This is a genomic window from Kribbella sp. (assembly GCF_035655035.1).
In the GTDB taxonomy this organism is placed as follows: domain Bacteria; phylum Actinomycetota; class Actinomycetes; order Propionibacteriales; family Kribbellaceae; genus Kribbella.
Map to the genome: position 1 here is coordinate 1 of NZ_DASRVN010000365.1, position 22,536 is coordinate 22,536.

Here is a 22,536-nt window from a genome sequence, read left to right on the forward strand (position 1 = left end):
CACGCGCCCAACCTGTACGGCGACACGTCGTACGCGCCCTGGGACACGGTGCTCAGCGGGTTCCTCGCCGAGCCCGGGATCGGCGCCGAACGGCTCGTGTTCTCGACCGACTCGCCGTACACCGTGCCGCTCGCGGAGGTGAACCGGATCCGGGACTGGCCGGTCGACCCGGACCAGAAGGTTGCCGTCTTCGGCGGGAACGTCGGCAAGCTCCTGGGGCACCAGTGAGCGCACCAGTGACCACACAACGGGAGGCAGACATGGTCACCACGGAGGAGATCGGGGCCGAACGGCCCACGGACGCGTCGGTGCTGGTGCGCGGCGTGTCGCCGGTGCTCGAAGTACCGTTCACCGACGACGGAGAGGTGGACTACGACGGCTTCGACCGGGTCGTGCGGTACGTGCTCGGCACCGGTGTGAGCAGCATGATGTTCCCCGGCTTCGCGTCGGAGTTCCACAAGCTGTCCGAGGAGGAGCGCCGCCGGCTGACCGAGATCCTGCTGTCGCAGACCCGCGGGCGGGACGACGTCGCGGCAGTGGTCGCCGTACAGGATCACGCCACGCGGCTCGCGGCGCGGCGGGCGCGGGAGTCGGTGGAGGCCGGCGCGGACCTGATCAACCTCCTGCCGCCGCACTTCCTGTCGCCGTCGCGGGGTTCGCTGGAGCAGCACGTCCGGACCGTGCTGACCACGATCGACCCGGTGCCGATGGTGCTGCAGTACGCGCCGGCGGAGACCGGCACCAGCCTGGACGCGGACCTGCTGCGCGCGATCGCCATCGACCACCCGAACCTGCGGCTGGTCAAGGTCGAGTCGAGCCCGCCCGGCCCGCTGATCGCCGAGCTCGCCGGGGGTACGCCGTCACTCGCCTCGGTCGAGGGGTACGCCGGCGTCCAGCTGCCCGACGCGGTCCGCCGCGGCGCGGTCGGTACCCAGCCGGGCTGCTCGCTGACCGAGGTGTACGTCGAGATCTGGCGCCTCCTGACCACCGGGGACGGTGAGGAGGGCGTCGACCTGCACCGCCGGCTGCTCCCGTACATCTCGTACTGGATGCTCGACACCGAGCGGATCATCGCGGCCGAGAAGCTGATCTCGGTACGCCGCGGCCTGTTCGCGAGCGCCTACTGCCGCGAGCCCGCGCACCTGCTGGACGCCGAGGAGGTCCGGATGGTCGACCGCCTGCTCGCGGAATTCGCCGACCTCCTCCCCCACCTGGCCTGACGTTTCAGGGGTTGACCACGCAAGTTGCCCGTTCACCGGCTGGATGCAGCAGGTGAACGGGCAGGCACGAGGTCAACCCCTCAAACGGGTCTGGTTCAGGGGGCGCGGAGGCGGGCGGTGAGGGCATGCCCGTACATCAGTTCGGCGTCAGCGATCGCGGCCGTCGACGGGGCGATCGATCGAGCACCGTCCGCGGTCAGTCGCTGGTACGTGACCGTCTTGAGGAACTTCCCGACCCACAACCCGCCCGTGTAGCGTCCGGCGCGGCCGGTCGGGAGGACGTGGTTGGTGCCGATCGACTTGTCCGAGAACGCCACCGTGGCCTCGGGCCCGACGAACAACGAGCCGTAGTTGCGCAGGTTCGCGGCGTACCAGTCGTCGTCGGACGTCTGTACTTCGAGATGCTCCGGCGCGTACGCGTCCGAGACCTGTACTGCCTCCTCGCGGGACTCGCACACCACGACCGTGCCGTGCTCCCGCCAGGCGGCGCCGGCCACGTCGACGGTCGGCCAGTCCCCCGCAAGCCAGCGCTCGACCTCGTCGATCACCGCCGTACCGAAGGACCGCGAGGTGGTGACGAGCAGCGCCGGGCTGTTCGGGCCGTGTTCGGCCTGGCCGAGCAGGTCGGCGGCGACCAGGCGGGCGTCGGCGGACTCGTCCGCGATCACCGCGACCTCGGTCGGGCCGGCCAGCAGGTCGATGCCGACCGTACCGAACAACTGCCGCTTGGCCTCGGCGACGTACGCGTTCCCGGCGCCGACCACCAGGTCCACCGGCGGGACGTCCTCGATGCCGAAGGCAAGGGCCGCGAAGGCCTGGACGCCGCCCAGGCACAGGATCACGTCGGCGCCGGCGAGGTTCATCGTGTAGAGCTGCGGGCCGTAGATCCCGTTGCTGTCGCGGGGTGGGGCGACAGCCACGACGGTGTCCACACCCGCGACCTTCGGGACGGTCACGGTCATGATCGAGGAGGCGATCAGCGGGTAGCGCCCGCCGGGTGAATACGAACCCACCTTCGCCACCGGGATGTGGCGATGGCCCAGAACGACACCTGGAAGGGTTTCCGTCTCCAGGTCCGTCAAGGTGGCCCGTTGGGCGCGCGCGAAGCTCTCCACCTGCGAGCGGGCGAACTCCAGGTGCGCGGCCAGGTCGTCGTCGACCGTGGCGGCCTTGATCTCGGCGGCGGAGACGACGAACGAGTCCGGTTCCCAGTTGTCCAGCCGGGCGGACCAGCGGCGGATCGCCGGGCCGCCCTCGTGCTCGACCTCGGAGAGGATCGTGCTGACGGTGTCGATCACATCCTGCTGCCGTTCGACCCGTTGCGGCCACCCCGTCTTGAGGTGTTCGGCCATGATCAGCCTCCTTCGTACACGCGGGAGATGGCCGCGAAGATACGCGCCGGACGGTCCCGCAGGTAGTGGTCGTAGACCGACAGGGCTGGACCACTGCCGCGCAGGATCCAGTCGCCGTCCTCCTCGAACCCGCCGTTGCGGACGCCCAGCCCGATCGACTCGACGTGGTCCACGCCGACGTCGATGTACTGCCCGGCCGTCTCTTTCAGCACGTGCAACCGGAAGGTCAGGTCCACGAAGTCGCGTCCGGCAACGTACTTCGTGACGTCGACCGGGCCTTCCATGCCGTCACCATTGGTCCACACGGGCCAGCGCTGCTCGTGCATGTCCATTTTCCAGACGACCGTGTCGTCGATCAGCATCTCGAGCTGGAACCGCCCGGGCTCGATCCCCGGCGCGAGGAACCAGCGGTGGTACCAGAACGACACCTCGTAGCGCGGCAGCCGCGGGTCGACCGGCACCCGCTGCGTGGCCGAGGCCGTCGTACCGGCGGGGGTCCGGGAGCGCGAGTTGATCAGCGCCAGCCGGCCGTCGCCGTACAGCGCCTTGTTGTCCGCGGACGGCGTCGGCCCGTCGTCGAGCTGCGTGCCGTACGAGATCACGCCCGGGATCCGGCCGGCGGCGACGTACTCCGCGCTCGTGGTCAGGGTCGCGGTGCAGTACTCCGGGGTCGCGTGCAGCGGCGCGTCCAGGAACCGGCCGGTGTAGATCAGCGGGATCAGCTCGAGGCCGCGCGGGTCGGTGAGCGCGAGGATCTCGTCGAGGCAGGCGCCGAGCGACGCGGCGACCGTGGTGTTCTCGTTGTGCCCGTCGAGGAACGGGTAGATGATCCCGTCCACGAACTCGGCGTACTTGTCCAGGAACTCCGGGCTGGTCGCCATCCCGAAGTACGCGCAGGTGTAGAATCGCAGGTCCGGCGCGATCGCGGTGGCCACGTCCAGGAACTCCCGCATGTACTCCGGGGTGAACAGCGTGGCGTTGTCGCCGACCTCGAAGTCGTCGATCGCCCAGGCCTTGAAGTTCGGGTACTTCAGCGCGAGCTCGGCGAACGCCTTCGCCCAGCTGACGTAGTCCAGCCGGTACGGCCGGGACGCGCGGCCGTAGTCGGAGGTCTCGGTCGGCGGCACGATGTACGGGATCACGTCGATGCCGGCGGCCGCGGCGGCGGGCAGGAACTCGTCGCGCAGGTCGTCGAAGTCGGTGGCGCTGTCCCAGATGCAGTACAGGTACGTGTTCGCGTTCAGTTCGAGCAGCCGGCGGACGAGCGCCGGGGTGTCCAGGTGCCGGTAACCGTCCGCGCGGGGCTGGCGCTCGCGGAGCGAGGCACCGACCGTGTTGCCACCGGTCAGGGTGGCCTTGATACCGCCGTCGGGCTGGGGATACGGGCCGTGCGTGGTCATCGGAACCACTCCTCGGGATTTTCGAGATTTCGAAAATACTTCTGCTATCTCGGAAAAGCCTAAGTCGCCCGCCGGACCCCGGCAAGCCTCAGAGCTCGGTTGCGCCGAGCCGTTCGGAAATCGTGGCGGCCAGCTGCATCAGCCCGGACTGCGCCTGCTTGCGCTTGTCCCGGGTCAGGTCCCGGGCGAACGAGGTGACGCCGACCGCTCCGGTGACGTGCCCGCCGGCCGCGAAGAACGGCGCGGCGACACAGGCGATGTCCGCCTGCTCCTCCTGGTCCTCGACCGCGAATCCCTGCTTCGCGATCCGGGCCAGCTCGGCCCGGAAGCTCTCCTCGTCGACCGGCTTCGCCTTCGGCCCGAACCCGGGCTCCAGCCGGCCGAGCAGCGGCTTCAGGTCGTCCTCGGGCAGGTACGCCGCGATCGCCCGGCCGAGCGCGGTCAGGTTGAAGTGCGAGACCTTGCCCGGGAACGTGTCGAACTGGACGAACCCGGGCATCGCCGCCTTCGCGACGTACACCACCGAGGATCCGGTCAGGACGCCGATGTGCACCGGCATCCCGAGCTGGTCGGCCAGCTCGCGCATCTCCCGGGACGCGACCGAGGACAGGTCGACCTTGCGGATCAGCTGCGTGGCCAGCCCGTACAGCCGCAGCGTCGGCCGCCAGAAGTGGCTGCGGCCGACCACCCGGCGGCTCGCGTAGTCACGCTGCTCCAGCGTGTAGACGATCGACGCGCAGGTCGCCAGCGGGATCTTCGCCTTCTTCGCCAGCGCCGTGAGCGTGAGTTCCTCGTCGGACTCGACCAGGGTCTCGAGCACGGTCAGTGCCCGTGCGACCGCCGGGGACGGCGACCGGTCACCCGCTGTCTCACTCATGCTCGGAGTGTAGCGCCCGGACCGGAAGCTGTCTTCGAGTGACGGTATATACGGAATGATGAAAATGCACCTCAGATCTTGAAGTATGCAACATTTCGTGTCACTGTCCCGGAAAGAGTGCTGATGGGCGGACTTCGTCCGCGTGGGAGGTAGCCGCCATGTCCGATCCCCTGAGCCGCCGGACGTTTCTCCGGGTCTCCGGTCTCTCGCTGTCCGCCGCCGCCGTCGGCGGTTCCGCAGCGGGTTGTTCGTTCTTCTCCACCGATGCCAAGAAATCCACCGGCTCGGCCGCCGCCGACGCCGGCGCCAAGGAGTCACCGGTCCTGACCAAGCTGGTCAAGGACGGCAAGCTCCCGCCGCTGGAGCAGCGGCTGCCCAAGAACCCGATGGTGGTCAAGCCGATCCAGAGTGCCGGCAAGTTCGGCGGGGTCATGCAGCGCGGCCAGATCGACCGGAACGCCACCCAGAACCAGTACGTCGAGTTCGCCGGCCTGCTGGAGTGGACCCCGACGACGCCCGCGCAGCCCGGTCCCGGCCTGGCCGAGAAGTGGGACATCGAGGAGGGCGGCAAGGTCTACGTCTTCCACCTCCGCGAGGGCCTGAAGTGGTCCGACGGGCAGCCGTTCACCACCGACGACCTGATGTTCGCCTACGAGAAGGAGTTCCTGAACAAGGAGCTCAACCCGATCTTCCCCAGCTGGCTGGCGCCCGGCGGGAAGCCCGGCAAGTTCGTGAAGGTCGACGACCACACGCTGCGGATGGAGTTCGAAGTACCGCACGGTCTGCTGCTGAAGTACCTGTGCTTCATCGGCCTGACCGGGTTCGGTTCGTCGTCCGCGCTGCTGCTGCCGGCGCACTACCTGAAGCAGTTCCACAAGGACTTCGCCACTCCGGCGCAGCTCAAGGCCGCGATGAAGAAGGACCCGGCGCCGTCCTGGGCGGAGTTCTTCGGCAACAAGCGGAACATCTGGAAGAACGCCGACATCCCGATCCTCGGCCCGTGGAAGCTGGTCGCCCCGCTGCAGGGCTCGGGCGCGACGGCCCGGCTGGACCGCAACCCGTACTACTGGAAGGTCGACGAGCAGGGCCGCCAGCTGCCCTACATCGACAGCCAGCAGTACACGGTGATGCCGTCGGAGACGCTCGGGCTGCGGGCCGCGAACGGCCAGCTCGACCTGCAGGTCACCGACATCCAGGCCGAACAGCTCCCGCTGCTGATCAAGAACCAGCAGGCCAAGGGCTACAAGGTCAACCGGTGGGTCGCCGAGCCGAACACCTCGCTCCAGCTGAACCAGAGCCACCCGGATCCAGTACTGCGGGCGCTGTTCCAGAAGCTCGACTTCCGCGCCGGCCTCTCGCACGCGATCAACCGCAAGGAGATGAACGACGCGCTGTTCGCCGGGCAGGGCTTCATCCGGCACCCCTGCGCCCAGCCCGAGGACGAGTACTGGGTGAAGGGCATGGGCCAGCGCTTCATCGAGTACGACGTTGCCGAGGCCAACAAACGCCTCGACGCCGCGGGCCTCACCAAGCGCGGGCCGGACGGCATGCGGCTGCGCCCGGACGGGAAGAAGCTGCAGCTCGTCGGCCGCTGTTTCGAGGTCGGGGTCGGCATCGACGCGATCAGCGTGCTGGAGTACGCGCAGCGGTACTGGAAGGCCGTCGGCATCGACATGGTCGCCAAGCAGATGACGCTGGAGCTGTGGTACAACGACATCCCGCACGGCGACTACGACCTGGTCGCGTACCCGCCGGCCACGATCCTGTGGGACATCGACTCGCTGTGGTACATCCCGACCAACGGCCTGACCTACTGGGCGCCGAAGTTCGGCAACTGGTACGGCAACCACAAGGACCCGTTCGGGATGGAACCGACCGGCGACTTCCGCAAGCTGCAGCTGATGTACGACCAGCTGGTCACCACCGCGGACAACGCCAAGCGACTCGAGCTCGGACGGCAGATCCTGCACCTGCACGACCAGAACGTGTGGATCATCGGCACCGTCGGTGTGCCGTTCCAGCCGTTGATCGCGGCCGGCGACCTGAAGAACGTCCGCCCGGACGCGATCGCCAGCTTCCGCACCCACTACGAGAACGCCTCGTCGCCGGAGCAGATGTATTTCGACTCCCCGGAGAAGCACTCCTGACCCGAAGGGACTCAATTGGCCGGCTATCTGCTCCGTCGCCTGCTGGCGATGGTACCCACCGTCCTGCTGATCTCGCTCGTGTCGTTCCTGATCATCCAGCTGCCGCCCGGCGACTTCCTCACCACGGTCGTCGCCAAGCTGCAGCAGCAGGGACAGACGGTCGGGGCGGATCAGCTGGCGGCGCTGAAAGCGCAGTACGCGCTCGACAAGTCACCGCTCGAGCAATACCTGCGGTGGATGACCAACATCGTTCTGCACGGTGATTTCGGACAGTCGTTCGAGTACAACAAGCCGGTCGCCACGCTGCTCGGCGAACGGCTGCCGCTGACCCTGGGCCTCGGCCTGGCGACGTGGCTGATCGGCTGGACGGTGGCGCTGGTGGCGGGGATCTACTCCGCCGCCCGGCGCTACTCGAAGCTCGACTACGTGATCACCGCGCTGACGTTCGTCGGGCTCGCGGTCCCGGGGTTCCTGGTCGCGCTGACCGTCGTGTACCTGGAGTTCAAGTTCTTCGGGCAGACGCTGTCGGGGACCATGTCGCCGCAGTTCGAGGGCGCCGCGTGGAACCTCGGCAAGCTGCTCGACCTGCTCAACCACCTGTGGCTGCCGGTGCTCGTCCTCGCCTCGGGCGGCGTCGCGGGCACGATCCGGGTCCTGCGGGCGAACCTGCTCGACGAGTTGCACAAGCCGTACGTGACCGCCGCCCGCGCCCGCGGGCTGGACGAACGCAAACTGCTGATGCGCTACCCGACCCGGGTCGCGCTGAACCCGTTCATCGCCACCATCGGCTGGACGATTCCGGCGCTGTTCGACGGTGAGGTACTGGTCGCGACCGTGCTCGGCCTGGAGACCACCGGGCCGTTGCTGCTGAACGCGTTGAAGGCCCAGGACATGTACCTGGCCGGCGGCATCATCCTGATCGCCTGCGTGCTGACCGTGATCGGCACGCTGATCTCCGACCTGCTGCTCGCCGCCGTCGACGCCCGGGTCCGGGTCGGGTACACGGGGAGCGGCAAATGACCACGATCGAAGCCGAACCGACCCTCGCGCTGGCGTCCCAGCGGACGCTGATCTGGCGCCGGTTCAAGCGCAACAAGCTCGCGGTCGTGTCGCTGTGGATCCTCGCGCTGATCTACTTCACCGCCGCGTTCTGCGAGTTCCTCGCGCCGCAGACCCAGGACACGTACGCCGCGGACCGCGCGTTCGCGCCGCCGCAGGTGCTGAAGATCTCGCTGACCTCGAGCCCGCACCTGTACGTCAACGGCTACAAGGGCACGCCGAACCCGCAGACACTGCTCCGCGACTACTCCACCGACAAGTCCCAGAAGTACGGCGTACGCCTGTTCCCCAAAGGTGACCACTACAAGCTGTGGGGGCTGATCCCGTCCGACCGGCATCTGCTCGGCCCGAGTCAGCACGGGGCGCCGTTCCACCTGCTCGGCACCGACGACCAGGGCCGGGACAACCTGTCGCGGGTCATCTACGGCACCCGGATCTCGATGTCGGTCGGGTTGATCGGCGTACTCATGGCGCTCGTCCTCGGGCTGCTGCTCGGCGGCATCTCCGGGTACTTCGGCGGGCTCACCGACGGCATCGTGCAACGCGTGATCGAGTTCTTCATGTCGATCCCGACGCTGCCGCTCTGGCTCGGGCTGGCGGCCGCCGTACCGCCGGGGTGGAGTGCGCTGAAGACGTACTTCGCGATCACGCTGATCCTCTCGCTGATCGGCTGGACCGGTCTGGCGCGGGTGATCCGCAGCCGGTTCCTGCAGATCCGCGGCGAGGACTTCGTACTGGCCGCGGAACTCGACGGCGCCCGCTGGCACCGGGTGGTCGGGCGGCACATGCTGCCCGCGTTCACCAGCCACATCATCGCGTCGCTGACGCTCGCGGTGCCCGGCATGATCCTCGGCGAGACCGCGCTGTCGTTCCTCGGGCTCGGCCTGCAGGCGCCGGTGGTGAGCTGGGGCGTGCTGCTGAGCACGGCGCAGAGCATCCGGGTGCTGACCACGGCGCCGTGGCTGCTGGCGGCCGGCGCCGCGGTCGTGATCGCGGTGATGGCCCTCAACTTCGTCGGTGACGGCCTCCGGGACGCCGCCGACCCGTACGAGTCATGAGGAGGCCCGTGAGCGAGCCGCTGCTGGAGATCGAGAAGCTCAGTACCCACTTCGACACCGCCGACGGTCTGGTCAAGGCCGTCGACGACGTCACGCTGCGGGTCGAACCCGGCCGGACGCTGTGCATCGTCGGCGAGTCCGGCTGCGGCAAGAGCGTCACCGCGCGGTCGATCCTGCGGCTGGTGGACCCGCCCGGGCAGATCGTTGCCGGCAGCATCCGGTTCCGCTCCGCCGCCGGCGTCGTCGACCTGGCCGCGCTCGACTCCCGCGGGCCGGAGCTGCGGCGGATCCGCGGCAAGGAGATCGGGATGGTCTTCCAGGAGCCGATGGTCGCGCTCAGCCCGGTGCACACGATCGGGCAGCAGCTGATCGAGGTCCTGCGGCTGCACGAGGGGCTCGGCAAGAAGGAGGCCCGGGAACGCGCGATCGCCGAGCTGCGCGGGGTCGGGATCCCGCAGCCGGAGCGGCGGATCGACGCGTACTCGTTCCAGCTGTCCGGCGGGATGCGGCAGCGCGCGATGATCGCGATGGCGCTTGCTTGCCGTCCGCAACTACTGATCGCGGACGAGCCGACGACCGCGCTGGACGTCACCACCCAGGCGCAGATCCTGCGGCTGCTGCGCAAGCTGCAGGAGGAACGCGGGATGGCGATCCTGTTCATCACCCACGACCTCGGCGTGGTCGCCGAGCTCGCGGACCGGGTCGCGGTGATGTACCTCGGCAACGTCGTCGAGGAATGCGACGTGGACTCGCTGTTCCACGACCCGCGGCACCCCTACACGCGCGCGCTGCTGCGCTCGGTACCGCGGATCGAGCGCCGGGCGCGTCGTCGATTGCCGACAATCCGCGGACAGGTCCCGCATCCGCAGCAACGGCCGAGCGGCTGCCCGTACCGGACGCGCTGCGATCACGTCGTACTCGGTCAGTGCGACGTGGAGAACCCGGAGCTGATCAGCGACGGCGACCGCGAGGTCCGCTGCGTGCACTACCCGACCGCCGACAGCATCCGCAGCGGCCACGAACTGCAAGAGGTGACAGCAGATGCCGGATAAGACCGAGGCACCCGGTGGGGAGATCCTTCGGGTTGAAGGGCTGAGCATGCGGTTCACCGGGGGCGCGGGGTTGTTCGGGCGGCGGAACCGTTCCACCGTGCGGGCGGTCGACGACGTCGATCTCGTCGTACGGCGGGGCGAGACGCTCGGCCTGGTCGGCGAGTCGGGCTGCGGGAAGACCACGCTCGGGCGCTGCATCCTGCGCGCACACAAGCCGACCGCGGGGCGGCTTGTGTACCGGCGTGCGGACGGCACCGAGGTCGACCTGGCCGCGCTGTCCCGGGCCGAGCTCCGGCCGCTGCGGACCGAGATCCGGACGGTCTTCCAGGACCCGAACTCCTCGCTGAACCCCCGGATGACCGTCCAGCAGATCGTCGCCGAACCGCTGATTGTCAACAATCTGGCGAGCGGCAGCGAGGTGAAGGACCGGGTCGGCGAGGCGCTGCGGCGCTGCGGGTTGCGGCCCGAGCTGATGCGCCGCTACCCGCACGCGTTCTCCGGCGGCGAGCGGCAGCGGATCGGGATCGCCCGCGCGCTGGTCACCGAGCCGCGCCTGGTCGTCGCCGACGAAGCGGTCAGCGCGCTCGACGTGTCGGTCCGCAGCCAGATCCTCAACCTGATGGAGGACCTGCAGGACGAGCTCGGCCTGACGTACGTCTTCATCTCGCACGACCTCTCGGTGATCCAGCACCTCTGCGACCGGGTGGCCGTGATGTACCTCGGCCGGATCGTCGAGGAGGCCGAGACCGAGGACCTGTTCGAGCGGCCGCGGCACCCGTACACCGAGGCACTGCTGCGGTCGGTCCCGCGGCCGGATCCCCGGCTGCGGCGGCGTGACGACGTACTGCCGGCCGGCGAGATCGCGTCCCCGGACCAGACCTTCACCGGCTGCCGGTTCCAGCCGCGCTGCCGGTACGCCGTGGACCTGTGCGCGCAGGTGGAGCCGACGACCGTACCGCGGTGCCACTTCGCCGACGAGCTGGAGCTGGACGGGGTGTACACGGCGATCTGACGTCCCTGTTGCTACGGTCGGACCGGCAGTCCGATCTCACGGGGAGTAGTCGATCGTGTCCGAAACGCAACAGGCGGCTGCGGAGAAGTCCTTCTTCGGGCATCCGCGCGGGTTGATGACGCTGTTCACCACCGAACTGTGGGAGCGGTTCAGCTACTACGGGATGCGCGCGATCCTGCTGCTCTACCTGACCGACAAGGCGTACGGCCTCGGGCTGGAGCAGTCGCTCGGGCAGGCCGTGGTGTCGATCTACGGCGCGTCGGTCTACCTGCTGTCGGTGCTCGGCGGGTGGTTCGCGGACCGCGTCTTCGGCGCCCGCCGGACGGTGCTGTACGGCGGCAGCGTGATCGTCGCCGGGCACCTGCTCCTGGCGCTGCCGTCCACGGGTCCGGCGTACGCGGGGATCGCTCTGGTTGCCCTCGGCACCGGTCTGCTGAAGCCGAACGTGTCCACGATGGTCGGCACGCTGTACGAACAGGGCGATCCACGGCGGGACTCGGCGTTCTCGATCTTCTACATGGGGATCAACATCGGGTCGTTCTCGGCGCCGTTCGTGGTCGGGTTCCTGCGCCGCGAGTTCGGGTTCCACGTCGCGTTCGCGGCGGCCGCGGTCGGCATGACGCTGGCGCTGATCGCGTACCTGCTCGGCCGCCGGACGCTGCACGGCCGCGGCGACACCCCGCCGAACCCGCTCACCGCCGCGGACCGGCCGGGCATGATCAAGGTGTCGGTGGCGGTGCTCGCGTTGCTCGCGGTGGTGCTCGGCTGGTCGGCCTGGCGGTCCGGCGGCCTCGGCCCGAAACCGGTCGTGGACGCGATCTCGTACCTGTGCTTCCTGGCCCCGATCGCGTACTTCGTGATGCTGCTGCGGAGCCCGCTGGTGACACCGGTGGAGCGGCAGCGGGTGCGCGCGTACATCCCGCTGTTCGTCGCGGCGATGCTGTTCTTCATGCTGTTCGAGCAGGCGGCGACCACGCTGACCTCGTTCGCCGCGCACCGGACCCAGCTGAACCTGTTCGGCGCCGAGATCTCGCCGGAGTTCTTCCAGTCGGTGAACCCGTTCTCGATCATCGTGCTGGCGCCGGTGTTCGCGGTGATCTGGATCCGGCTCGGCGACCGCGGACCGTCGATCGGGCAGAAGTTCGCCACCGGGCTGCTGCTCGCCGGGATCTCGTTCGCGGTCATGTCGCTCGCGTCGTCGGTTGCCGGGAGCAACCTTGCGTCACCGCTCTGGCTGGTCGGCGTGTACGTGATCCAGACGCTCGGCGAACTGTTCCTCTCCCCCGTCGGCCTGGCCGCCACCACCCGCCTGGCACCACAGGCGTTCCTCAGCCAGATGATGGCCCTGTGGTTCCTCGCACCGGCGGCCGGCCAGGCCATCACCGCCCAACTGGTCCAGGCAACCCAGGGCGCCTCCGACACCACCTACTTCGGCGGCCTGGCGGTCGTCACGATCGTCGTCGCGTTCGCCGTCTACGCCCTGGCCCCCTGGATCCGCCGCCACACCGACGCCCGCTGACCGGTTACGCGGTGCGCGAGCCGGCGACCCCGCGCTTAATCTCTCGAGAGGTTCACCCCTCAGCTCGCCCGTTAGCGCGGCGCATGCGGCGCGGCAACCGACCGTTCCAGAGGTGAACCACTCAAACTCCGAGCGGCCGGGCACCGGTTGGAGGTGGGGTTGCGGGCGGGGCGCCGCGTTCCAGGGCGGCCGGCGCGCCCGTCAGCGGACCCAGGTCCGGAGGGCAGCGTCGAGGCCGGTTGTCGTGTTGTCGGCAGCGGCCCAGGCGATGTAGCCGTCGGGGCGGACCAGTACGCCGGTGAGCTCACCGGCGTACTTGGTGGTCAGGACTCGAACCCGATCACCGGCAACCTCGCGCAGCGCCGCCGAGTCCGCGAAGTCGAGTAGCAGCGACTTGCCGTCTTGCAGGTGCTCGCCCAGCCGCGTACCGTCCGCGAACTCGAAGTCCGGCGCGCCGGTGCCGACCAGCTCGTGGTCGCCCTCGATCGCGTACCGGTGCAGCACCCCGGACAGCTTCTTCGCCAGGTACGTCGAACCGCTCGGCGTCTGGAGCAGATCCGTCACCACGCTGCGCAGCGCCGCGCTCCGGAAGTCCGTACGCATCAAGGCGATCTGCGCCCGCGTCCAGTCCAGCACCCACGCGCCGACCGGGTGCCGCTCGGTGGTGTACGTGTCGAGCAGCCCGTCGGGCGCGGTGCCCTGGATGGTCGCGGCGAGCTTCCAGCCGAGGTTGACCGCGTCGCCGATCCCGAGGTTCAGCCCCTGCCCGCCGAACGGCGAGTGCACATGCGCGGCGTCACCCGCGAGCAGCACACGACCCATGCCGTACGACGTCACCTGGCGGGCGTTGTCCGTAAACCTGGTCGCGCTGTGCACCTTCGTGACCGTGACGTTGACGCCGGTCACGTGCCGCAGGCTCGCCTGGATCTCCTCGGCGGTGATCGGCGCATCCCGATCCACCGGCGGCCCGTCGAACTCGACCGTCAGCACCCGCCCGGGCACCGGCCCGTGCGCATAAACCCCGGTAGACGTGTGATTCCAGCTGCTCCTGAGCCCCTCCGCCCCTTCCAGCTCCACGATCGCCTGCCGCCCGGTGATCTCCGGATCGGTCCCCGGAAACTCGAACCCAGCCACCTTCCGCACCAGACTCCGCCCACCATCACACCCCACCAACCACCCGGCCCGCACGCTCTCCCCACCACTCACGGCACCGCCACCCGCTGCACTACTGCCGACCGTAGGGTTGTTGACAATCCGATCATCGACACGGGCCGGCATGAGTTGAACGGTGACGCCGTGGCCATCGGCGTCGAAGCCGACGAGCTCGACGCCCCGGCGTACCTCGACGCCCAGCTCGGCCGCGCGCTCGCCCAGCGCGGCCTCGACCGCCTGCTGGCCGACGGCGAAGATCGACCTCGCCGGGCCGGCGTCCCGGAACGCCGGGTCCTCGAAGTCCACGCCGGCGGAGCTGACCATGATCCCGGCGAAGTGCCCGGCCGGCGGCGGACCGCTCGGGCCTTTCCCGCCGCGGAACGCCTTCATCTGCTCGAACGCCTGCCGCTGCACCTCCTGCAGCCCCGGCAGCAGACCCCGCCGGTAGAACGCCTCGGCGGTCGGCACGTTGATCGACCCCGCCTTGATCGTCGGATCGATCTCCAGCAGCCGCTCCACGACCAGTACGTCCAGCCCGGCCAGCCGCAGCTCGCAGGCGAGCATCAGCCCGACCGGCCCACCCCCGGAGATGACTACGTCCTTGGTGTTGCTAACAGTCTGATTGTCCACAATCGGAATAGTAGACTGAGTACAAAATTTGGTCCAGTACAATTCCTGTCATGGCCCAGCCAGGACTGCGCGAACGCAAGAAGCAGGCGACCCGCCGGATGATCGCGGACGTCGCCACCGGGCTGTTCGTACGGCGTGGCTTCGACGCCGTCACCGTCGCCGAGATCGCCGAGGCGGCCGGCGTCTCCAAGATGACGGTCTTCAACTACTTCCCGCGCAAGGAGGACCTGTACCTGGACCGGCACCTCGACCGGCTCCGGGAGCTCGAGGCCGTGGTCCGCGACCGCCCGGCCGGGGAGCCGGTGGCGGTCGCGATGCGCCGCTACCATCACGAGTTGCTGGCCGCCGGGCACCCGCTGTCCGGCGCGGTCGAGGGCGTGCGCGGTTTCTGGACCGTCCTGCACTCCAGCCCGGCCCTGATGAGCCGGATGGTCGAGCAGGAGCACGAGATCGCCAAGTTGCTCACCCGCGTCCTGACCGAGGAGACCGGAGACGAGTTCCAGTCGCGTCTGGTCGCGAATCTGCTGACCGCGACGATCATCACGATCTGGCACACGCCGGTCAGCCGGATCGTCGCCGGCGAGGACGTCGAGCTGGTTCGCCGCGAACAGGTGCAGGTCATCGACCACGCGTTCGACGTACTGGAGCGGGGAATCGGTCGCCGGAGGGAGCCGCTTCACTCTGGTGGGTGAGGCGGCGGGCGCCGGTACGCCGGATGCTCGGAACGTGACCACAACAGAGCGTCCCGTCCCCCGCTGGGCCTACGTCCTCGCCCACGCGATCCCGTTCATGGCGTTACCGTCCGGCCTCTGGCGGCTCGGCCTGGTGTTCGGCTCGTCGATGGGCATGCTGGACGACCACGGCCAACCCGTGTACGCCGGCGACGTCGGCACCAAGATCTACATCGTCTGCCTGACGATCTTCTCCGAGCTGGTCGCCCTGACCGCCCTGGGCCTGGTCAGCCGCTGGGGTGAGATCGCCCCGCGCTGGATCCCGTTCATCGGCGGCCGCCGCGTCCACCCGTACGCCGCGATCGTGCCCGCCACGCTCGGCGCCCTCAGCCTGATGGCGATCTGGACGTTCGGCTTCCGCAACGCCTACACGGACCACTTCATCCCGTTCAGCAGCACACCGTGGAAGGTCCTGATGCTGACCTGCTACACCCCGCTGAACCTCTGGGGCCCCGCCCTACTCCTCGTCACCTGGTCCTACTACCGCCGCCGAGTCACCCAAGCCACCCCTCAGCCCCACATCACCATCAGCCAGTAACGCCGGCCCCGGCACCGGGTGGGGTGCTGCGCAACCGGGGTTCGCGGGGGCCTGTGGACAAGGCGTCAGCGGGAGCGGGGACGTGGTTTGAGGGTCGTTGCGGGGAGGGGTGGGGCGGGTAGCGGGTCGCCTTCGTAGCCGGGGACCATGGGGAAGCGTTCGTTGCCGTCGGACGCAATGGCGGCCTGCCAGGCGTTGCGGGCGGCGACGATCTCCTCGTGGGTGCGGCCAATGAAGTTCCACCACATGACGAGTTCTTCGTCGAAGGGTTCGCCGCCGAGCAGGAGGAAGCGGCATCCGTTGTCGGAAGCAACCAGTTCGACCGCGTCGCGGCCGGAGCCCAGGTAGGTCATCTCGCCGAAGCCCGGGGTGAGGTGGCCGACCGTCAGCGAGCCGTCGACGACCAGGACGGCGTACTCGTTCGACGGGGTGAGCGGGAGGGACAGCGTACGGCCGGGTTCGATCGTGATGTCGGCGCCGACGAGCGGCGTGTACGCCGGTGCGGGTGAGGTGACGCCGGCGACGGTGCCGATCATCACGGTCGCGTGGGCGCCGTCGAGGTCCAGCTCCGGCAGGTCGGCGTACGCGTTGAAGGCGGGCGGTGTCGTCGTACGGACGCTGTCCGGCAGCGCGACCCACAACTGCGCGCCGTGCAGCACAGGCGGCGCGTCCGGCGTCGAGACCTCCGAGTGCGCGATCCCGTTGCCGGCGGTCATGATGTTCAGCTCACCGGGGCGGACCAGCGCGTGCGAGCCGACACTGTCGCGGTGCTCGATCTCGCCCTCGAACAGCCAGCTCACGGTTTGCAGACTGGTGTGCGGATGCGGCAGTACCTGCATCCCGCGCTCCCCCGGTACGTCGTACGAGTCGACCCGCCGCGTCAGGTCGTCCGGCCCGTAGTGGTCGACGAAGCACCACGCGCCGACCATCCGGCGGTTCTTGTTCGGCAGCAGGCGCCGTACCTTCGTGGTCCGTCCCAGCACCACCTCCCGCGCCTCGAGCATCTCCAGCGCGGGACCGTCGCACTCACCCGTACCGACCAGTTCCGCCGGGTCCTTCTCGAGATCACTCACAGCCGGTCCCTTCCGCCCGATGACAACGCAACGAGAGTACGACGCTAGACGCGGCGGGCGAGCATCAACTGGAGCAGCGGCCAGCTTTCGGCGCGGGTGATGAGTTCGAAGCCGGCTGCGGCTACTTGTTCGTCGTCGACCGGGTTCTCGTGCAGGCCGTGCCGGAAGACCGTCCTGACCACCGGATTCCGCGGGCGGCGGAGGTCGGCCAGCATCAGACGTCCGCCCGGGACGAGCACTCGGTGGGCCTCGCTCAGCGCGCGTGGTCTGTCGGCCGGCGAGATGTGGTGGAACGCGAGGCAGGACACCACCAGGTCGAACGACGCGTCGTTGAACGGCAGCTCCTGAGCACGAGCGACCCGGAAGTCCGCGTCGCCGGGCACCCGCCGCTGCGCGAACCGCACCATCGTCGGACTGGGATCAACCCCGGCCACCCGACTGTCCGCCCCGGGCACCTCGTCGTTCGGGCCGGGCACCTCGTCGTTCGGGGCGGGCACCTCGTCGTTCGGGGCGGGCACCTGGTCGTTCGGGGCGATCGCTCGTGCTACCCGGGACGCGAGGTAGCCGGTGCCGGTGCCGAGGTCGAGGACTCGTTCGCCGGGGCGCGCCTGGCTGTGCCGGACGATCCCGTCGTAGATCCGGCGCCGTTGCCCGAGGAAGACTGCCGCCGCGCTGAGGTCGTAGAGCTGCGCCTGCCGGATCACCACATCGCTCATAGCCGTCCCTAGCTGTTGGTCCAATCGAGCAGCGTGCCGGAGTCCCAGGTGTTGATGACGCGCTCCGGTATGACCTCGCAGTCCTCGGCGCGTTCGCAGCCGTACACCTGCCAGTCGAGCTGCCCGGGGGCGTGCGCATCGGTGTCGATCGAGAACAGGCAGCCCGTCTCGACCGCCAGCGACAGCAGGCGTTTCGGCGGGTCGAGCCGTTCCGGCCGGGAGTTGATCTCCACCGCCGTACCGAACTGGCGGCAGGCCTCGAACACCACCTCCGCGTCGAACTCCGACTCCGGCCGGGTCCCGCGGCCGCCGGTGATCAGCCGGCCGGTGCAGTGCCCGAGGACGTCGACGTGCGGGTTGGCGATCGCCCGTACCATCCGCTCGGTCATCGGCTCGGACGCCATCCGGAGCTTCGAGTGCACGCTGGCCACCACGACGTCCAGCCGGGCCAGGATCTCGGAGTCGCAGTCCAGCGTGCCGTCCTCGTTGATGTCGACCTCGATCCCGTTCAGGATCGTGAAGCCGTTCAGCTCGTCCTGCAGCTTCTTGTTGAGCTCGGCAACGACCTCGAGCTGCTGCAGGCGGCGTTCGCGGGACAGGCCGTTGGCGACGGTGAGCCGCGGCGAATGGTCGGTGAGCGCGATGTACGAGTGCCCGAGCCGGTGCGCCGTACGGGCCATCTCCTCGATCGGGCTGCCGCCGTCGGACCACTCCGAGTGCAGGTGCAGGTCGGCCTTCAGCGCGGCCCGCATCCGCTTGCCCGCGGTGGTCAGCTCGCCGGCGGCCTCCTCGAGTTTCACCAGGTACGACGGGGTCGCGCCGTCCATCGCCTCCACGATCACGGCCTCGGTCTTCGGGCCGATCCCGGGCAGTTCGGTCAGCGTCCCGGCCCGGCGCCGGGCCCGTACCTCGGTCGCCGGCAGCGCCGCGATCGTGTCCGCGGCCCTCCGGTACGCCTTCACGCGGTGGGTCGGCTGCCGGTCCCGCTCCAGGTAGTACCCGATCGCCCGCAACGCCGCGACCGCCTGGTCCACACCCGCCTTGTCCGTCATGGTTTCCATCATGGCAGGGCGGATCCCCAGGCCATCACAATCGCGCCGGCCGCCGCCGGCCAGGCGGGGACCGGGCGCAGAACGGCGATTGTGATGGCGTGGCGATCCGCGGGCTATGGTCGGGGCGTGGCGACGGACGGGCATCGGGCGCGGGCTGATCGGTTGCAGGCGGCCACCGGGGCGCTGGCGACGGCGGCGCTCACGGCGATGGACGCCGAGCTGCCGTGGTTCGGGCAGCTGTCGGCGCAGGACCGGTCGTGGATCGGGCTGGTGGCGCAGTCCGGGATCTCCGCGTTCGTCGACTGGTTCCGCGACCCGGAGGCGCACTCGTCGATGCCGACCCGGATCTTCGGGTCCGCGCCGCGCGAGTTCACCCGGGTGATCTCGCTGCACCAGACCGTCGACCTGGTCCGGACCACGATCGAGACCATCGAGAACACGATCGGCACGCTGCTGCCGCCGGCCGACGTACCGATCGTGCACGAGGCGATCCAGCGGTACGCCCGCGAGGTCGCGTTCGCCGCCGCCACCGTGTACGCGCAGGCCGCCGAGATGCGCGGCGCCTGGGACGCCCGGCTGGAGGCGTTGCTGGTCGACTCGGTGATCCGCGGCGAGACCGACGAGTCGGTCCGCTCCCGCGCCTCCGCCCTCGGCTGGACGGGCGGCGCCGGTACGACGGGCTCTGCTGCACCGGGTGGGTCCGAAGTCGCGGTGGTCGTCGGACGGGCCCCCGAGGCCGAGAAGCCCGCCAACGGCAGCTCGAACATCGTGGACATGGTCCGGCACGCGGCCCGCGAGGCGGGTGCTGACGCATTGTGCGCGGTCCAGGGCGACCGGCTGGTGGTGGTACTCGGCGGTACGAGCAAACCTGTGGAGATCGTACAAAAACTCGCCCGCTGGTTCGGACCCGGGCCGATCGTCGTCGGACCGGTCGTGAAGGACCTGATGGCGGCCGTCACGTCGGCCCGCGCCGCGGTCGCCGGACTCCGCGCGGTGGCCGCCTGGCCGGGCGCGCCACGACCCGTGTACGCCGACGAACTGCTGCCGGAACGGTCACTCTCCGGAGACGGCCACGCCCGCCGGCAGCTCGCGAACGAGGTGTACGCCCCGCTCACCGCGGGCGACGGCGCGCTCCTCGACACGGTCTCGGCGTACCTGGACTCCGGCGGCTCGATCGAGGCGACGGCCCGGGCGCTGTTCGTGCACGCCAACACCGTCCGGTACCGGCTGAAGCGTGTGGCGGACCTCACGGGCTACAACCCGCAGAATCCCCGCGACAGTTTCACACTGCGTGTCGCACTGACGTTGGGCCGCCTGCTCAGTCCCGAGGCGGATCGACCCGTTTTGTAGGATCTCCACAAAAGCGGGCCGGTAGAATTCGTGCTCGCCGCGCCGCTCCGAAGCGGCCCGGCTGAGGGAGAGTGGTCTCGTGCTCGTCATCGTCGCGCCCGGTCAGGGTGCCCAGACCCCAGGATTCCTCGAGCCATGGCTGGCGGATCCCGTGTTCGAGAGCCGGCTGCACTGGCTCTCCGCGGTCGCCGGTCTCGACCTCGCCCACTACGGCACCGAAGCCGACGCGGACACGATCCGGGACACCGCGATCGCGCAGCCGCTGCTGGTCGCGTCCGGCATGCTGGCCGCGCTGGCGGTCTTCCCGCACCCGGGCGACGCGTTCGCCAAGGTCGGCGCCGTCGCCGGGCACAGTGTCGGCGAGCTCGCCGCCGCGGCCGGTACCGGCGTACTGACCGCCGAGCAGGCGATGGTGCTGGTCCGCGAGCGCGGCAAGGCGATGGCCGCCGCGGCAGCGCTCACCCCGACCTCGATGACCGCGGTCCTCGGCGGCGACCGCGACGAGGTCCTGGCCAAGCTCGCCGAGCACGGCCTGACCCCGGCGAACGACAACGGCCCCGGCCAGATCGTTGCCGCCGGCACCGTCGACGAGCTGGCCGCGCTGGCCGCGGACCCGCCGGCGAAGGCGCGGCTGATCCCGCTGTCGGTCGCGGGCGCCTTCCACACCAAGCACATGGAGCCCGCGGTCCAGACGCTGGCGAAGTACGCGACGGCGGTCAGCACCCACGACCCCCGGACCCGGCTGATCTCGAACCGGGACGGTCACGTCGTGCACGACGGCCGGGACGTCCTGCAGCGGCTTGTCACCCAGGTGAACGCGCCGGTCCGCTGGGACCTGTGCATGCAGACCATGTCCGACCTCGAGGTCACCGGCATCCTGGAGCTGCCGCCGGCGGGCACGCTGACCGGGATCGCGCGGCGCGCGCTGAAGGGTGTCGAGACGTTCGCGCTGAAGACGCCGGACCAGCTCGACGACGCCCGCGCGTTCGTCGAGAAGCACGGCAGCCCGTCCGAGATCGACGCCTCCCCGACCTGGCGGCTGCTGGTGGCCCCGATCAAGGGCACCTTCACCCGCTCCGCGCAGACCCGCCGGGCGACCGGCGACACGGTCGAGGCCGGCGAGGTCGTCGCGACGGTCGCCAGCCTGCGCGACGAGGTCGAGGTGACCGCCCCGCACGGCGGCATCGTGGTCGAGTGGCTCGCCGAGGACGGCGACCCGGTCGCCCCGGGCCAGCCCCTGCTCCGCCTGCACCCCGCGAGCAACGCGTGATCACGCCGTCGACCGGGGCGCGGTACGCCGGGATCCTCGGGCTCGGGTCGTACCGGCCGCGCCGCGTCGTACCGAACTCGGAGATCCTCGAGCAGATCGACTCCAGTGACGAGTGGATCCAGACGCGGTCCGGGATCAAGGAACGCCGCTGGGCAAGCGACGACGAGACCGTACTGGCGATGGCGCTGAGCGCGGCCAAGGACGCGCTCGCGGAGTCCGGGGTGGACCCGGCCGAGATCGGCTGCGTGGTCGTCGCGACCGTCACACACCTGTACCAGACGCCCGCGATCGCGACCCAGGTCGCCGTCGGCGTCGGCGCCCCCACCGCGGCCGCGTTCGACATCTCGGCCGCCTGCGCCGGGTTCTGCTACGGCGTCGCGCTGGCGAACGACCTGGTCCGCGGCGGCAGCGCGAAGTACGTGCTGGCGATCGGCGTCGAGCGGCTCAGCGACATCACCGACCGCACGGACCGCGGTACGGCGTTCATCTTCGCCGACGGCGCCGGTGCCGCGGTCGTCGGTCCGGCCGACGAGCCCGGGATCGGGCCGGTGGTGTGGGGCTCGGACGGGACCCAGCACCAGGTGATCAGCCAGCGGGAGTCGTGGCAGGAGGTGTTCGGCAGCTACAACTGGCCGCACCTGACGATGGACGGCAACCCGGTGTTCCGCTGGGCGTCGTTCGAGATGGCCAAGGCCGCGCAGCGGGCGCTGGACGTGGCCGGGGTGAAGGCCGAGCAGCTCGACCTGTTCGTGCCGCACCAGGCGAACATGCGGATCACCGACGCGATGCGCAGGGCACTCAAGCTGCCCGAGCACGTCAAGGTCGCGCGCGACATCGAGCGGCAGGGCAACACGTCCGCCGCGTCGATCCCGCTGGCGATCACCGCGATGCGCGAGAACGGCGAGGCGCACAGCGGTGACCTCGCGCTGATCATCGGCTTCGGCGCCGGGCTCGTGTACGCAGCCCAGGTGATTCGGCTTCCGTAGTCCATAGTTGTCCGGGGCAGCTCAGGTGGCTGCACCGGCGGTAAGTCAGCAGAAATCCGAAAGGGAACCAAGAGATGGCCAGCACCGAAGAGATCCGTTCCAGCCTCGCCGAGATCGTGAACGAGATCGCCGGCATCCCGGTCGAGGACGTCCAGCTGGACAAGTCCTTCACCGACGACCTCGACGTCGACTCGCTCTCCATGGTGGAGGTCGTGGTGGCCGCCGAGGAGAAGTTCGACGTGAAGATCCCCGACGACGAGGTGAAGAACCTGAAGACCGTCGGCGACGCCGTGGCGTTCATCGAGCGCGCCCAGAACGGCTGACGTCACGTCACCCGTGCCG

The 22,536-nt window shown here is 69.6% G+C and carries 20 protein-coding genes and 1 pseudogene; 14 read left to right on the forward strand and 7 right to left on the reverse strand.

Features of this window, described 5'->3' with window-relative positions:
• Together VFF46_RS20270 and VFF46_RS20275 are read left to right on the forward strand one after the other, a co-directional pair.
• Positions 1-228: pseudogene (locus tag VFF46_RS20270) on the forward strand (amidohydrolase); the annotation flags it as partial.
• 32 nt (positions 229-260) lie between these two features.
• Positions 261-1,220, forward strand: a complete 960-nt coding sequence (locus tag VFF46_RS20275; RefSeq protein ID WP_325038732.1) for a dihydrodipicolinate synthase family protein — start codon at positions 261-263, stop codon at positions 1,218-1,220.
• A gap of 95 nt (positions 1,221-1,315) precedes the next feature.
• Here the strand turns inward: VFF46_RS20275 and hisD are convergent, their stop codons facing one another.
• From hisD to VFF46_RS20290, 3 genes are all read right to left on the reverse strand, one after another.
• Positions 1,316-2,572: a histidinol dehydrogenase gene (hisD, locus tag VFF46_RS20280; protein ID WP_325038733.1), complete on the reverse strand. Its 1,257-nt coding sequence runs from the start codon at positions 2,570-2,572 to the stop codon at positions 1,316-1,318.
• Between the two features lie 2 nt (positions 2,573-2,574).
• A complete protein-coding gene (locus VFF46_RS20285; protein ID WP_325038734.1) occupies positions 2,575-3,972 on the reverse strand; it encodes a hypothetical protein in 1,398 nt (465 codons plus the stop codon).
• 88 nt (positions 3,973-4,060) lie between these two features.
• The gene (locus VFF46_RS20290; protein ID WP_325038735.1) at positions 4,061-4,849 is read right to left on the reverse strand and encodes an IclR family transcriptional regulator; all 789 of its coding nucleotides are present in this window, start codon (positions 4,847-4,849) and stop codon (positions 4,061-4,063) included.
• Positions 4,850-5,007: 158 nt separating this feature from the next.
• Here VFF46_RS20290 and VFF46_RS20295 point away from each other — a divergent pair, with 158 nt between their 5' ends.
• From VFF46_RS20295 to VFF46_RS20320, 6 genes are read left to right on the forward strand one after another with little or no spacing between them, the layout of a single operon-like run.
• On the forward strand, positions 5,008-6,996 hold the full coding sequence (locus VFF46_RS20295) for an ABC transporter substrate-binding protein (RefSeq protein WP_325038736.1): 1,989 nt from the start codon (positions 5,008-5,010) through the stop codon (positions 6,994-6,996).
• A 15-nt stretch (positions 6,997-7,011) separates the two neighbouring features.
• On the forward strand, positions 7,012-8,016 hold the full coding sequence (locus VFF46_RS20300; RefSeq protein WP_325038737.1) for an ABC transporter permease: 1,005 nt from the start codon (positions 7,012-7,014) through the stop codon (positions 8,014-8,016).
• Positions 8,013-9,113, forward strand: coding sequence for an ABC transporter permease (locus VFF46_RS20305; RefSeq protein ID WP_325038738.1), 1,101 nt, complete (start codon positions 8,013-8,015; stop codon positions 9,111-9,113). The genes VFF46_RS20300 and VFF46_RS20305 overlap by 4 nt, the downstream gene beginning before the upstream one ends.
• 8 nt (positions 9,114-9,121) lie before the next feature.
• The gene (locus tag VFF46_RS20310) at positions 9,122-10,165 is read left to right on the forward strand and encodes an ABC transporter ATP-binding protein (RefSeq protein WP_325038739.1); all 1,044 of its coding nucleotides are present in this window, start codon (positions 9,122-9,124) and stop codon (positions 10,163-10,165) included.
• Positions 10,155-11,177 carry an ABC transporter ATP-binding protein gene (locus tag VFF46_RS20315; protein ID WP_325038740.1) on the forward strand — a complete coding sequence of 341 codons (1,023 nt, stop codon included), beginning with the start codon at positions 10,155-10,157 and terminating at the stop codon, positions 11,175-11,177. Before VFF46_RS20310 ends, VFF46_RS20315 begins: the two co-directional genes overlap by 11 nt.
• Positions 11,178-11,232: 55 nt before the next feature.
• Entirely contained in the window at positions 11,233-12,696 is a 1,464-nt protein-coding gene (locus VFF46_RS20320) for a peptide MFS transporter (protein WP_325038741.1), read from the forward strand.
• A gap of 201 nt (positions 12,697-12,897) precedes the next feature.
• On the opposite strand, the gene VFF46_RS20325 is transcribed toward VFF46_RS20320, so the two are convergent.
• Complete coding sequence (locus VFF46_RS20325) at positions 12,898-14,478, reverse strand: FAD-dependent monooxygenase (RefSeq protein WP_325038742.1); 1,581 nt, start codon at positions 14,476-14,478, stop codon at positions 12,898-12,900.
• A 50-nt stretch (positions 14,479-14,528) separates the two neighbouring features.
• Here VFF46_RS20325 and VFF46_RS20330 point away from each other — a divergent pair, with 50 nt between their 5' ends.
• Both VFF46_RS20330 and VFF46_RS20335 read left to right on the forward strand, forming a co-directional pair.
• Positions 14,529-15,170 (forward strand): TetR family transcriptional regulator, encoded by a 642-nt coding sequence (locus VFF46_RS20330; RefSeq protein WP_325038743.1) that lies wholly within the window; start codon positions 14,529-14,531, stop codon positions 15,168-15,170.
• A 34-nt stretch (positions 15,171-15,204) separates the two neighbouring features.
• Complete coding sequence (locus VFF46_RS20335; RefSeq protein ID WP_325038744.1) at positions 15,205-15,747, forward strand: hypothetical protein; 543 nt, start codon at positions 15,205-15,207, stop codon at positions 15,745-15,747.
• A gap of 65 nt (positions 15,748-15,812) precedes the next feature.
• Here VFF46_RS20335 and VFF46_RS20340 read toward each other — a convergent pair whose 3' ends face one another.
• Genes VFF46_RS20340 through VFF46_RS20350 form a run of 3 tightly spaced genes read right to left on the reverse strand, consistent with a single transcriptional unit; the run spans position 15,813 to position 18,588 of the window.
• Positions 15,813-16,820, reverse strand: a complete 1,008-nt coding sequence (locus VFF46_RS20340) for a pirin family protein (protein ID WP_325038745.1) — start codon at positions 16,818-16,820, stop codon at positions 15,813-15,815.
• Between the two features lie 44 nt (positions 16,821-16,864).
• Positions 16,865-17,536, reverse strand: a complete 672-nt coding sequence (locus tag VFF46_RS20345; RefSeq protein ID WP_325038746.1) for a class I SAM-dependent methyltransferase — start codon at positions 17,534-17,536, stop codon at positions 16,865-16,867.
• A gap of 8 nt (positions 17,537-17,544) precedes the next feature.
• Positions 17,545-18,588, reverse strand: coding sequence for a PHP domain-containing protein (locus VFF46_RS20350; protein ID WP_325038747.1), 1,044 nt, complete (start codon positions 18,586-18,588; stop codon positions 17,545-17,547).
• Between the two features lie 93 nt (positions 18,589-18,681).
• Between VFF46_RS20350 and VFF46_RS20355 the strand changes: the two genes are divergently transcribed.
• The 4 genes from VFF46_RS20355 to VFF46_RS20370 all read left to right on the forward strand — a co-directional run bounded on the left by VFF46_RS20355 (position 18,682) and on the right by VFF46_RS20370 (position 22,517).
• Entirely contained in the window at positions 18,682-19,938 is a 1,257-nt protein-coding gene (locus tag VFF46_RS20355; RefSeq protein ID WP_414673076.1) for a PucR family transcriptional regulator, read from the forward strand.
• 79 nt (positions 19,939-20,017) lie between these two features.
• Positions 20,018-21,208, forward strand: coding sequence for an acyltransferase domain-containing protein (locus tag VFF46_RS20360; protein ID WP_325038749.1), 1,191 nt, complete (start codon positions 20,018-20,020; stop codon positions 21,206-21,208).
• Positions 21,205-22,194, forward strand: a complete 990-nt coding sequence (locus VFF46_RS20365) for a beta-ketoacyl-ACP synthase III (protein ID WP_325038750.1) — start codon at positions 21,205-21,207, stop codon at positions 22,192-22,194. Before VFF46_RS20360 ends, VFF46_RS20365 begins: the two co-directional genes overlap by 4 nt.
• Before the next feature lie 74 nt (positions 22,195-22,268).
• Positions 22,269-22,517 (forward strand): acyl carrier protein, encoded by a 249-nt coding sequence (locus VFF46_RS20370; protein WP_130380551.1) that lies wholly within the window; start codon positions 22,269-22,271, stop codon positions 22,515-22,517.
• The last annotated feature ends 19 nt before the right edge of the window (positions 22,518-22,536 follow it).